This is a genomic window from Pseudomonas sp. SWRI99, assembly GCF_014270125.1.
Taxonomy (GTDB): domain Bacteria; phylum Pseudomonadota; class Gammaproteobacteria; order Pseudomonadales; family Pseudomonadaceae; genus Aquipseudomonas; species Aquipseudomonas hamedanensis.
Map to the genome: position 1 here is coordinate 34,092 of NZ_JABWQR010000035.1, position 12,934 is coordinate 47,025.

The 12,934-nt window shown below is 62.2% G+C and carries 12 protein-coding genes; 1 reads left to right on the forward strand and 11 read right to left on the reverse strand.

The features are described 5' to 3' along the window. Nucleotides 1-284: 284 nt before the first annotated feature. Complete coding sequence (gene rne / locus HU743_RS23670) at nt 285-3,542, forward strand: ribonuclease E (protein WP_186651537.1); 3,258 nt, start codon at nt 285-287, stop codon at nt 3,540-3,542. Nucleotides 3,543-3,734: 192 nt separating this feature from the next. Here rne and HU743_RS23675 read toward each other — a convergent pair whose 3' ends face one another. The 11 genes from HU743_RS23675 to HU743_RS23725 form a co-directional block, all read right to left on the reverse strand. Beyond that, nucleotides 3,735-4,331 carry a nucleotidyltransferase family protein gene (locus HU743_RS23675; protein ID WP_186651539.1) on the reverse strand — a complete coding sequence of 199 codons (597 nt, stop codon included), beginning with the start codon at nt 4,329-4,331 and terminating at the stop codon, nt 3,735-3,737. Further along, nucleotides 4,328-5,308: an XdhC family protein gene (locus tag HU743_RS23680; protein WP_186651541.1), complete on the reverse strand. Its 981-nt coding sequence runs from the start codon at nt 5,306-5,308 to the stop codon at nt 4,328-4,330. Before HU743_RS23680 ends, HU743_RS23675 begins: the two co-directional genes overlap by 4 nt. Continuing rightward, on the reverse strand, nt 5,308-7,629 hold the full coding sequence (locus tag HU743_RS23685) for a xanthine dehydrogenase family protein molybdopterin-binding subunit (RefSeq protein WP_186651543.1): 2,322 nt from the start codon (nt 7,627-7,629) through the stop codon (nt 5,308-5,310). Before HU743_RS23685 ends, HU743_RS23680 begins: the two co-directional genes overlap by 1 nt. Further along, on the reverse strand, nt 7,626-8,096 hold the full coding sequence (locus HU743_RS23690; RefSeq protein WP_186651545.1) for a (2Fe-2S)-binding protein: 471 nt from the start codon (nt 8,094-8,096) through the stop codon (nt 7,626-7,628). Before HU743_RS23690 ends, HU743_RS23685 begins: the two co-directional genes overlap by 4 nt. 308 nt (nt 8,097-8,404) lie before the next feature. After that, nucleotides 8,405-9,424 (reverse strand): UDP-N-acetylmuramate dehydrogenase, encoded by a 1,020-nt coding sequence (murB, locus tag HU743_RS23695; protein WP_186651548.1) that lies wholly within the window; start codon nt 9,422-9,424, stop codon nt 8,405-8,407. Beyond that, entirely contained in the window at nt 9,421-9,885 is a 465-nt protein-coding gene (locus HU743_RS23700; RefSeq protein WP_186651550.1) for a low molecular weight protein-tyrosine-phosphatase, read from the reverse strand. The genes murB and HU743_RS23700 overlap by 4 nt, the downstream gene beginning before the upstream one ends. Continuing rightward, entirely contained in the window at nt 9,885-10,649 is a 765-nt protein-coding gene (gene kdsB / locus HU743_RS23705; RefSeq protein WP_186546955.1) for a 3-deoxy-manno-octulosonate cytidylyltransferase, read from the reverse strand. Before kdsB ends, HU743_RS23700 begins: the two co-directional genes overlap by 1 nt. After that, entirely contained in the window at nt 10,646-10,831 is a 186-nt protein-coding gene (locus HU743_RS23710) for a Trm112 family protein (protein ID WP_003179363.1), read from the reverse strand. Before HU743_RS23710 ends, kdsB begins: the two co-directional genes overlap by 4 nt. 22 nt (nt 10,832-10,853) lie before the next feature. Further along, nucleotides 10,854-11,864, reverse strand: a complete 1,011-nt coding sequence (lpxK, locus tag HU743_RS23715) for a tetraacyldisaccharide 4'-kinase (protein ID WP_186546954.1) — start codon at nt 11,862-11,864, stop codon at nt 10,854-10,856. Next, nucleotides 11,864-12,292 carry a biopolymer transporter ExbD gene (locus HU743_RS23720; RefSeq protein ID WP_016771006.1) on the reverse strand — a complete coding sequence of 143 codons (429 nt, stop codon included), beginning with the start codon at nt 12,290-12,292 and terminating at the stop codon, nt 11,864-11,866. Before HU743_RS23720 ends, lpxK begins: the two co-directional genes overlap by 1 nt. Continuing rightward, a complete protein-coding gene (locus tag HU743_RS23725) occupies nt 12,289-12,924 on the reverse strand; it encodes a MotA/TolQ/ExbB proton channel family protein (protein WP_186546953.1) in 636 nt (211 codons plus the stop codon). The genes HU743_RS23720 and HU743_RS23725 overlap by 4 nt, the downstream gene beginning before the upstream one ends. Nucleotides 12,925-12,934: the final 10 nt, after the last annotated feature.

The window sequence follows — 12,934 nt, forward strand, 5'->3', positions numbered from 1 at the left end:
ATCAGGGATACGTGTAGGGTGGAGATGCACAACCGCCGGACTGTGTAGCAACAGGTTTGATCAAGACGCTTCATCTCGTCCACAGCCGCTGGTTGATTCCTCCTCCTGACTGAGTGCTTAAGTAGCCACAGCAAGCAGGACGCGTACGTCGCGGTATCGGCCCAATTGGCCTGACATCGCTGGACACGGGAATGGCCAACCACTCCCGACGCACCTGACACCGACCGTGAGAAGTCGTGTGTGCCGAACGCCGTTTCCGGCAGCCCGGAAACCGACGGTACTACATGAAAAGAATGCTGATTAACGCAACTCAACCCGAAGAGTTGCGTGTTGCACTGGTAGATGGCCAACGCCTCTACGACCTGGACATCGAATCCGGTGCACGCGAGCAGAAAAAGGCCAACATCTATAAAGGCCGTATCACTCGCATCGAACCAAGCCTTGAGGCTGCCTTTGTCGATTTCGGCTCCGAGCGCCACGGCTTCCTGCCCCTCAAAGAAATCTCCCGCGAATACTTCAAGAAAGCCCCTGAAGGCCGCGTCAATATCAAGGACGTCCTGAGCGAAGGCCAGGAAGTCATCGTTCAGGTCGAGAAAGAAGAACGTGGCAACAAGGGCGCCGCCCTGACCACTTTCATCAGCCTGGCCGGTCGTTACCTCGTGCTGATGCCGAACAACCCGCGTGCCGGCGGTATCTCCCGTCGCATCGAAGGCGAAGAACGCAACGAACTGCGTGAAGCGCTGAACGGTCTGGTCGCTCCAGCCGACATGGGCCTGATCGTGCGCACTGCCGGCCTTGGCCGCAGCAGCGAAGAAATGCAGTGGGACCTCGATTACCTGCTGCAACTGTGGACCGCCATCAAAGAAGCCTCGCTGGATCGCTCCGCGCCATTCCTGATCTACCAGGAAAGCAACGTGATCATCCGCGCCATCCGCGATTACCTGCGCCAGGACATCGGCGAAGTGCTGATCGACAGCGTTGAAGCCCAGGACGAAGCCCTGACCTTCATCCGCCAGGTGATGCCGCAGTACGCCAGCAAGATCAAGCTGTACGAAGACAGCGTGCCGCTGTTCAACCGTTTCCAGATCGAAAGCCAGATCGAGACCGCTTTCCAGCGCGTCGTCGAATTGCCTTCCGGCGGCTCCATCGTCATCGATCCGACCGAAGCCCTGGTGTCCATCGACATCAACTCGGCGCGCGCCACCAAAGGCAGCGACATCGAAGAAACCGCCCTGCAGACCAACCTTGAAGCCGCCGAAGAAATCGCCCGTCAGTTGCGCCTGCGCGACATCGGCGGCCTGATCGTCATCGACTTCATCGACATGACCCCGGCCAAGAACCAGCGCGCCGTGGAAGAGAAAGTCCGCGAATGCCTGGAAGCCGACCGCGCCCGCGTGCAGATCGGCCGCATCTCGCGCTTCGGCCTGCTGGAAATGTCCCGTCAGCGCCTGCGTCCATCGCTGGGCGAAAGCAGCGGCATCGTCTGCCCGCGTTGCAACGGCACCGGCATCATCCGTGACGTTGAATCGCTGTCGCTGGCGATCCTGCGCCTGATCGAAGAAGAAGCGCTGAAAGACCGCACCGCTGAAGTCCGCGCGCAAGTGCCGATCCCGGTTGCAGCCTTCCTGCTCAACGAAAAACGCAACTCGATCACCAAGATCGAACTGCGCACCCGCGCGCGCATCGTCATTCTGCCGAACGATCACCTCGAGACGCCGCACTTCGAAGTTCAGCGCCTGCGTGACGACAGCCCGGAAGCTGCGACCAACCAGTCCAGCTACGAAATCGCGGCGGCCGCTGCCGAAGTCGAAGAAGTCCAGCCAGCCGCCGCGACCCGCACCCTGGTTCGCCAGGAAGCTGCGGTCAAGACAGCGCCGGCCCGCGCCAACGCGCCGGTGCCGACCGAAGTCGCCGCCGCTGCGCCAGCCCCGGCTCCGGTCGCCGCGCCAGAACCAAGCCTGTTCAAAGGCCTGGTGAAGTCGCTGGTCAGCCTGTTCGCCACCAAGGAAGAGCCTGCTGCACCGGTTGCCGTAGAAAAACCGGCCACCGAGCGTCCAGCCCGCAATGAAGAGCGTCGCAACGGTCGTCAGCAGAGCCGCAACCGTAACGGTCGCCGCGATGAAGAACGCAAGCCACGCGAAGAACGTGCCCCGCGTGAAGAACGCGCACCACGCGAGCCGCGTGAAGAGCGTCAGCCACGTGAAGCCCGCGAAGTGCGCGAGCCTCGTGAAGCTCGCAGCGAAGCACCGGTAGCCCGTGAAGAGCGCGCACCACGTGCTCCGCGTGAAGAACGTGCACCGCGTGCCCCGCGTGAAGACCGCAAGCCACGTGGCGAGCGTGAAGAACGCGTGCGTGAACTGCGCGAGCCACTGGACGCCGTGCCAGCCGCAGCCGCAGCCGCTGCTGCCGTGACCGCTGAAGAGCGTCCGGCCCGTCAGCCACGCGAAGAGCGCCCCCCGCGTCCGCCGCGTGAAGAGCGTCAACCGCGTGCCGAGCAGGCCGCAGCTGCCGTCGCTGAAGAAGAAGTCAACACCAATAACGAAGAGCAACTGCCGGAAGACGGTCAGGACAACGCCGAAGGCGATCGTCCACGTCGTCGCTCCCGTGGTCAGCGTCGTCGCAGCAATCGTCGTGAACGTCAGCGCGATGCCAATGGCAACGTGATCGAAGGTTCGGAAGAATCCGAGTCCGGCGAAAACGCTGAAAGCCCAAGCACTGCCGATCTGGCCGCCGGCCTGGCAGTCACCGCCGCTGTAGCCAGCAGCACCATCAGCGCTCCGGCTGAAGCACAGGCTCATGAGCAGGCTGAACGTGCTACCGCCGCTACACTGGAAAGCGCTCCAGTCGAAGCGCCGGTTGTCGAAGCGACTACTCCGGTGCAAGTGACCGCCGCGCCGGAAATCGAAGTGGCCCCTGCTCGCGAAGCTCAACCTCAGGTTGAGACGGCTGCCGAACCTGAAGCTGTCGCTGAAGCGCCAACGGCAATCACTGAGCCAGCGGTTGAAACCGTAGCTGAAACAGTGACCGAGACCGTGCGTGAAGTTCGCGAAGAGCAGACTGCGTTCAACTGGGTTGCCGAGCCAGCTGTCACCGAAGCTCCAGCGCCGGTCGCTGAAGCCGAAGTACCGCCAGCCATGGTTTCCGAGCCAGTAGTCGCCGCGGCTGAACCAGCGCCAGTGGTTGAGGCACCGGTTGTCGAAGCGCCGGCCGTTGTCGAAGCGCCAGCTCCGGTAGTTGAAGCGCCGGCTCCGGTCAGCGCCCTGACGCCAAATGGCCGCGCGCCTAACGACCCGCGTGAAGTGCGTCGTCGCAAGCGTGAAGAAGAGCGTCTGCAGAAGGAGGCCGAACTGGCTGCCGCTGCTGCTCCGGTCGCCGCCGAACCCGCCGCTGCGGCTGACGTGGTCGAGGCAGCGCCTGCCCCGGTCGCTGAGCGGGCATCGGTTGAAGCGGTAATCGCTGAAGCACCACGCTCCGTTCAGGACGCGGTTGAACAGCGCGAAGAGGCTCAGGAAAAAGAGCACGAGCCTAAACCGCTTGTCTGATTACTGAAGCTCAATAAAAAGCCCCGCCTGGTGAAAGCCAGGCGGGGCTTTTTTATGTACGCAATCCAGACCGCACCGATGTTCATTGTAGGAGTGAGCCTGCTCGCGATAGCAGTGTGTCAGTCAGCACATCTTTAGCTGAACCACCGCTTTCGCGAGCAGGCTCACTCCTACAGGGGATCTGTGTATGGCTCAGGAATGAGGAAATACCAAAGATTCAGGCACATCGATATCCCACAACACTCCGGGATCATCCACCGCCACTTCTACCACCCGCCCCTGCGCAAACAACGGCCGAGCCCCACGATCGCCGGTCAGCGCCTGCAACTGCGCGCCAAACCCACGTCCAAACCCCACCGGATGACCAAACTCGCCACCCAGCACCGGGACGCTCACCGCATCATCGGCCATCGCCGCGACCACCTGTTCAATACTCGATGGCAGGATAAACGGCATGTCGCCAAGGATAATCAACCAGCCATCCGCATCGGCGCACGCAGCAACACCTGCAGCAATGCTGTCGCCCATCCCGGTCGATTCGATCGACACGACGTCGCAGCCATAAGCCTGCGCCATGCGCATCGCCTGCGGCCGTGCCTCAGTCGTCACCAGCACACGCTTGTCGAGGCTGGCCGGCAAATTCACCAGCACCTGTTCAATCACCGAACGCACCGCGCCGTCGCGCCCCGTACAGTCAGCCAGCAATTTGTCCTTATCAGGGCCGGCGACCTGGCGAAAGCGACTGCCCTCGCCCGCCGCCAGCACAATCACTGCGATGGATCGGCTCATACGCCCTCCAGCGGTTTCTTCTGTTTCAGCTCTACACCGTTCTTGATCGCGACAATCTCCGCCAGCAAGGACAAGGCGATCTCCGCCGGCGAGTGGCTGCCAATGTGTAAACCGATCGGCCCGTGCAGGCGATCGATCGACGCTTGCGACAAGCCTAGCTCAGCGAGGTTTTCCCGGCGTTTGCGGCTGTTGATCCGCGAGCCGAGTGCACCGACGTAGAAGGCCGGCGAATCCAGCGCCGTGAGTAACGCCATGTCATCCAGACGCGGATCATGGGTCAATGCGACGATCGCCGTACGCTCGTCAGTCTGGATGTTCAGCACTGCCTCATCCGGCATGCCGGCCACGAATCGGCCGTGCTGCTCTTCCCAACCGTAGACGAACTCAGTGCGCGGATCGCAGATCAGCACTTCGAAATCCAGCAGCCGCGCCATGTCCGCAACGTAGCGCGACAACTGCCCGGCGCCGATCAACAACAAGCGCCAGCGCGGGCCGTAAATCGCCCGCAGGGTCTTGCCGTCGAACACCAGCGAATCGGCTTTATTCGCCGGCGCAAGCACCACCTCGCCGGTTTCGATGTTCAGCTCGCGAGCGACAATTTCATGGTTTTCGCAACGCTGCAGCAGTTCGGCCACCCACGCCGGATCGCCAACACGCTCCTCGGTCAAACGCAGGGTGCCCCCGCAAGGCAGGCCGAAACGCGCAGCCTCCTCGCGGGTCACACCGTAGGTGATCATCTGTACCGGCGGGCCGTCGGCGGCGATCCGGCCGTCGTGCAGCCGGGCGATCAAGTCATCCTCGACACACCCGCCCGACACCGAACCGATCACCACACCATCCTCGCGCAATGCCAGCATGGCGCCAGGTGCCCGGGGCGCGGTGCCCCAGGTCTGGACCACGCTGAACAGCACCACCCGTTGTCCGGCGCGACGCCATTCCAGCACGCTGCGCAGGACATTGAGGTCGACGCTGTCCATTACGCTTCTGCCTTTTGCCAGCCCTGCAACTGATAACGCACTGGCAGATTGCGGATGCGCTTGCCGGTAGCGGCAAAAATCGCATTGCACAGCGCCGGCGCAATCGGTGGCACGCCCGGTTCGCCAACCCCGCCCAATGGCACTTCACCGGGCGGCGTGACCAGATGCACGGCCACTTCTTTCGGCGCCAGCGACATGCGCGCGACTTCGTACATATGGAAGTTGTCCTGCTGGACCTTGCCGTCCTTGAAGCTGATTTCGCCCAGCACAGCATTGCCCAGGCCCATGACACAGGCGCCCTCGAACTGCGAACGAATCCGCTCGGGGTTGATTTGCGGCCCGCAATCGACGGCGATATCTGCCTTGTGCACGATCAGCGTGCCGTCGTCCTTGACCTCGACTTCGATCACCGCTGCCACGTAGGTGACGAAGCTGTAATGCACCGCCAGACCGAGACCACGGCCCTTGGGCAGTTTGCGACCCCATCCGGCGGCTTTGGCCGCAGTTTCCAGTACGGTGCGCATGCGCCCGGTATCGATCGGATAGCGCTCAGGGGATTCGCCGTAGTTCCACTCCTCGCTCAGCGTGCGCGGATCAATCTGCCGATCCGGACCCAGCAGCTTGATCTGGTACTTGAGCGGATCTTGCCCGGCCTTGTGTGCCAGCTCATCGACGAAACTCTGGATCGCAAAACCATGGGGAATGTTCGATACCGAGCGATACCAGCCAACCCGCGTGTGCACCCTGGCTTCGGGGTTCTCCAGACGCACGTTGGGAATTGCGTAGGCCATGTTGGTGAAGCCCATGCCCAGTTCGAACGCCGCCTCATGGTTCATGTCCGGCGCGAACAACGCGGTGATGCTCGGGGCCACGGTGCGATGCAACCAGCCGGACGGCATGCCGTTCTTGTCGACGCTGGCCTTCAGGTACTCGGCCGACACGGTGTGGAAATACGAGTTGTGGATGTCGTCTTCACGCGTCCACTGCACCCGTACGGCCTTGCCCGGAAATTCCTTGGCGAGGATTGCGGCTTCAACCACGAAGTCCGGTTTCGACTTGCGGCCGAAACCACCGCCCAGCAGCGTCACATTGAAGGTGACCTTGTCGAACGGCACGCCCAGACGCTCAGCGATGCGCTCACGGGTGACTTGCGGTGCCTGACTCGGTGCCCAGGCTTCGCACACGCCGTCCTGGAAACGAGCAACGGCAACCATCGGCTCCATTGGCGCCTGCGCCAGATGCGGCAAGTAATAAGACGCCTCAAGCGTGCTGGCAGCGCCGCTCAAGGCCTTGTCGATGTCACCGGTATTGCGCACCACTTTGCCGGGCTTCAGCGAAGCCGCCTCAAGCTCCTTGCGATAGGCAATCGAGTCATAGCTGGCATTCGGGCCATCGTCCCACTCGATCTTCAGCGCCTCGCGGCCCTTGATCGCCGCCCAGGTATTGCTCGCGACGACGGCCACGCCGCCCAGTGGCTGGAACTCCGACGGCAACGGCCGGCTTTCGATTTGAATCACTTTTAGCACGCCGGGCACTTTCAGCGCGGCGCTGTCATCCAGGCTTTTGACCTTGCCGCCATAGACCGCCGGGCGGGCGATGGTGGCGTAGAGCATGCCATCGAAATGCACGTCGGCGCCGTACACCGCACGGCCATTGACGATATCGGCACCGTCGATGGCCTTGGTGCCTTCCTTGCCGATGTAGCGAAATTCCGACGGCTGCTTCAGGCGCAGGCTGTCACGCGCCGGCACCGCCAACGCACTCGCGGCAGCGGCGAGTTCGCCATAGCCCAGCTCGCGACCGGACGGTTTATGGATGACTTTGTGTAGCTGCGCGTGGCATTCGCCGACCGGCACTTTCCACTGCGCGGCGGCCGCTTGCTCAAGCATGGTCCGCGCGGCCGCACCGCAACGACGCATCGGCTCATACCAATGGCGCATGCTGCGCGAACCGTCGGTGTCCTGATTGCCGAAACGCACTTCATCGCCCGGCGCTTGCTGCACTTTGACCTGAGCCCAATCAGCCTCCAGCTCATCGGCCACGACCATGGTCAGGCTGGTGCGCACGCCCTGGCCCATTTCCGAACGGTTGCACACCACGGTGACGCTGCCGTCGGCGGCGATGCTCACATAAACCTTGGGGTCGTCGATCCAGCCATTGGGCATGCCGTCGGCGCCAAATTTCTTCGGCGCGTCTTCGGCCAATGCATCCTGCCAGCCCCAGCTCGCGGCCAGTACCAGCGCTCCGGTGGCGCCGACGCCTTTGAGAAAGCCACGACGGCTGAGGTTGCTCAGGGCGAAATCATTCGGAAGGCGGCTCATGCCTTGGCCTCCTTCAGGTGGGTGGAGGCCTGGCGGATGGCCGTCTTGATCCGGTTGTACGTACCGCAGCGGCAAATATTGCCGACCATGGCTTCTTCGATCTGCTCGTCGCTGGGGTTCGGGTTGGTTTTCAACAAAGCGGTGGCGGACATGATTTGCCCGCCCTGGCAATAACCGCATTGTGCAACGGCGCTGTCGAGCCATGCCTGCTGGACGACTTTGCCGATCGGGTCGGCGTGCAGGTTGTCGATGGTGGTGACGTTCTGGCCGACTACCGAGCCGATCGGCGTGATGCAACTGCGCGCCGGTGAACCGTCGATATGGAGGGTACAGGCGCCACACAGGCCCATGCCGCAGCCGAATTTGGTGCCGTTGTAACCGGCGACGTCACGAATCGCCCATAACAGCGGCATGTCTTCAGTGACATCGAGAGAATGGTCTTGACCGTTGAGTTTCAGGGTAATCATGGGCACGCCCGCATAGTTATTGGAGGTTATGGGGTCACATCTGAGCTGCAAGCGGCAAGCTTCAGGCGCAAGTAAAGGCGTTTCTGATTCGCTTGTAGCTTGTAGCTTGTAGCTCGCAACCGGGCCTTTGGTGGAGCAAATGGGTGGTATCGTTAGCTCGCTAAGTTAACCCAGCATTAACAAAAAAGCCCTGCTTATACAGGGCGTCCTCTAGCTGCAAGTTTTTAGCTACAAGCTGCAAGCACAAGCGGCAGGTGGCTCACGACGCAGTGTAGCTTGCCGCTTGCCGCTTGAAGCTTGCAACTGCTTCAATACCGATTCGGCTCCATCTCCAGCTCGACATTGAAACGCTCGGCAATGTCTTTCTGGATCCGTTGCGCCAGGTCGAGCAGTTGCAGCCCGGTCGCCGCGCCATAGTTGACCAGCACCAGCGCCTGCAATTTATGCACGCCGGCGTCGGCCTCGCGAAAACCTTTCCAGCCGGCGCGCTCGATCAGCCAACCGGCAGCGAGTTTCATCTGCCCGTCCGGTTGCGCATAAGCCACCACATCCGGGTGCTGCTGCTTGATCTGTGCGACCACGGCGGCAGGCACCAGCGGATTCTTGAAGAAGCTGCCGGCATTGCCGAGCACCGCCGGGTCCGGCAGTTTTTCGCTGCGGATGCTGCAAATGGCGCGGCTGACGTCGGTGGGCGTCGGTTGCTCGATGCCCTGCTCGCTCAGGCGCTGACGCACCGGGCCGTATTCAAGATGCAGATGCGCGGCGCGATCAAGGTTAAAGCGCACCCGCAGGATCAGCCAACGCCCCGGCTGCTGTTTGAACAGGCTGTCGCGGTAAGCGAAGTTGCACTCTTGCAAGCTGAAATCGCGCAGCTCGCCGGACTGGCGATCCAGCGCGGTGAGACCGGCGAACACATCCTTGATCTCGACGCCGTAGGCGCCGATGTTCTGCATCGGCGCGGCACCGACGGTGCCGGGAATCAGGCTGAGGTTTTCCAGACCGGAAAAACCCTGGGCCAGAGTGTGTTGCACAAACGGATGCCACGGCTCGCCGGCTTCCGCTTCGATCACCACGCGGTTGCCGTCATCACTGAGCACGCGAATGCCCCGCGTGGCCATGCGCAAGACCAACGCCTGGATATCCGCGGTCAGCAGCAAGTTGCTGCCGCCACCGATGACCAGCAACGGCAGCTCATGAGATTTGGCATAGTCCAGCGCTTCACGCACATCGGCATCGCTGTGGGCTTCGGCAAAAAATTGCGCGCGAACATCCACACCAAAGCTATTGAACGGCTTCAGGGAAACCTGCGATTGCACCTGCACACTCATAACCGGCCCTTCACTTCGATCAGCAGTTGGTCGCAAGCCGCTTCGATCAGGTCCAGCACTTGCTCGAAACCCTGGTCGCCGTCGTAATACGGGTCCGGCACCTCATCGACCAGACCGGCGTAGCGACGCAGGAACAGATCCAGTTCGGCCTTGCCGGTAGACGGTTGCAAGGCCTTGAGGTTGCGCAGGTTGCTGTGGTCCATCGCCAGAATCAGGTCGTAGCTGGCGAAGTCGGCGCGGCTGACCTGTTGCGCGCGTTGCAGCGACAGGTCATATCCGCGCAGTTTCGCGGCGGCCTGACTGCGTTTGTCCGGCGGATTGCCGACATGCCAGTCGCCGGTCCCCGCAGAGGCTACTTCAACCTGATCCGCCAGCCCCGCTTCGCGCAATTTATGGCGCAACACACCTTCGGCCGTGGGCGACCGGCAGATGTTGCCCAGGCACACAAACAGAACGCGCATCACGCCTCCAGCAGGCGGCGAACGCGCTCAAGGTCTTCGATCGTGTCGACACCGGTCGGCGGCGCGATCAACGCATCGGCGACATGAATGCGCACGCCATGCCACAGGGCACGCAGCTGTTCGAGCGATTCGGTGTTTTCCAGCCAGCAAGGGCCCCAGTTAACGAAATCCTGCAGGAAACCGGCGCGGTAGGCGTAGATGCCGATGTGGCGGCGATAGGGGACGCCTTCCGGCAGTTGCTCGCGGCTTTTGGCGAACGCATCGCGCGCCCACGGCAGCGTGGCACGGCTGAATGTCAGCGCCAGGCCATTGAGGTCGCTGACGACCTTGACCACGTTCGGGTTGAACAGCGTCTCGACGTCTTCGATCGGCTCGGCCAGCGTCGCCATCCGCGCTTCGGTGTGGGCGGCCAGGTTGGCCGCGACCTGATCGATCACGCTCGGCGGAATCAGCGGCTCGTCGCCCTGCACGTTGACTACGATTGCGTCCGGCTCAAGGCCCAGCTTCGCCGCCACTTCGGCCAGACGATCGGTGCCGGAATTGTGATCTTCACGGGTCAGCACCACTTCAGCGCCGAATCCCTTGCAGGCCTCGACGATGCGCGCATCGTCAGTCGCGACCACGACCCGGCTGGCGCTGCTTTTGCTCGCCTGCTCCCAGACGTGCTGGATCATTGGCTTGCCGCCGATATCCAGCAGCGGTTTGCCCGGCAGACGGGTCGAGGCGTAACGTGATGGAATGACAACGGTGAAGGCAGTGGTCATTTATCCAGACGCTCGTCGGTGGTCAGGGTGCGGGCTTCGCTTTCCAGCATCACCGGGATGCCGTCACGGATCGGGTACGCCAGACCGGCGCCCTTGCTGATCAGTTCGGTCTTGTCGGCGCTGAGCTTGAGCGGGCCTTTGCACACGGGGCAGGCGAGGATGTCGAGCAATTTGGTGTCCATGAACATTCCCAGGAAAAAAGAGTTAAGGCAAAAGACGATCCGGCAACAGGCGTATCAGCTGTGTGTCGAACCAGGCCACGAAGGCCGGCGACGGCACGGCATCGACCGCCAGATACCACCAGTCGTCCGCAGCGAAGGCACGGCACTTGACCGCATCCTTTTCGGTCATCACCAACGGCAATGACGGGGTGAAATTCAAGGCTTGCACGCTGTATTCGGCGTGGTCGGCAAACGCATGGGGCACTGCGCGCCAGTCTAGCGCTTCGAGGGTATTGAAGAAACGTTGCGGATTGCCGATGCCGGCGACCGCGTGCACGGCCTGGCCTGCCGGGAAATGATCGAGGGGTTTGCGCTCGCCGCTGCGCAGATTGACCAGCGCAGTGGGTTGCAGGCGAAAGGCGAAACCATCGTCGCGATCATCCAGGGCACCGTTGAACAGCACGCCGTCGACACTTTTCAGACGCTCGATAGGCTCACGCAACGGCCCGGCCGGCAGACAGCGTTTGTTGCCGAGGCCACGGGCGGCATCGATCAGCACCAATTCCAGATCCCGCGCGAGGCGGTAATGCTGCATGCCGTCGTCGGAGAGGATCAGATCGAGCGGCTCACTGGCGAGCAGGGCTTTGACGGCGGCGCTGCGATCAGGATCGATCATCAGCGGCACGCCGGTGCGCTGGACGATCAGCAGCGGCTCGTCACCGGCAACCTCGGCGCTGTGCCCGGCCTCGACCCGCCACGGCAGTTGCGGTGGCTTGGCACCATAACCGCGACTGACCACCCCGACGCGCAGTCCACGGCGGCGGCAATGCTCGATCAGCCAGAGGATCATCGGCGTTTTGCCGGTGCCGCCGACGGTGATATTGCCGACCACGATCAACGGCACCGGCGACTGATAGATTTCACCTTCACCGTCGAGAAAGCGCTGACGCTTGTTGACCACCACGCGGCGGTAAAGCATTTCCAGCGGCCGCAGCAGCGTCAGGGCCGGGTGCCCCTGGTACCACGCGGCGAGCAGACGATCAGACAGGCTCATCAGGATTTCGGCGCCGCCTCGACCGTCGTCATGCGCAGATGGCTGAAACCAAGCTTGCCGGCCGCGTCCATGGCGGTGATCACCGATTGATGCTGGGCCTTGCCATCGGCACTGATCGACAACGGCATGTTGGTGTCGCCGTTGGATTCTTTCTGCATGGCTTCCATCAGCGTTGCCAGATCGTTTTTCGGCAGAATCTTGTTGTTCACCGAGAACACGCCTTCGGCACTGATCGCAACGTCGAGCTGTTTGACCTGCTGGTCTTCGGCCGGCGAGCCGCTGACGGCTTCCGGCAGGTCCACGCGCAGCTGGGTTTCACGGGTGAACGTGGTGGTCACTACGAAAAACAGCAGCAGGATGAACACCACGTCGATCAGCGACGCGAGGTTGATGTCCACGGTTTCCCGGGGCTTGCGACGGAATTTCACGCTTTGCCCTCAGAGAGGTCGACGTCACGGTCGCCCTGCACCACTTCGACCAGTTTGATTGCTTCCTGCTCCATGCCGACCACCAGCTCATCGATACGACGTTGCAGGAAGCGGTGGAAGAATACCGCCGGAATGCCGACCATCAGGCCCGCTGCGGTGGTAATCAGCGCCTTGGAGATACCGCCCGCCAATACCGAAGCGTTGGTGGTCATGCCGGAACCGGTGAACGCACTGAAAATGTCGATCATGCCCAGCACGGTGCCGAGCAAACCGAGCAGCGGCGCCATGGCCGCGATGGTGCCGAGGGCGTTGATGTAGCGTTCAAGTTCATGAATGACCCGCGCGGCGGCCTCTTCGATGCACTCTTTCATGATCTCGCGACCATGCTTGGAGTTGGCCAGGCCGGCGGCGAGGATTTCCCCCAGCGGCGAGTTGGCGCGCAGTTCCTTGAGTTTTTCCTTGTTGAGCTGCTTGTCCTTGATCCAGACCCAGACCTGGCCCAGCAAATGCTCGGGGGTGACGCGACTGGCGCGCAGGGTCCACAGACGCTCGGCGACGATCGCCATGGCCGCGATGGAACTCAGAATGATCGGCAACATCATCCAGCCGCCGGATTTGACCAATTCCCACACAGTGACAGCC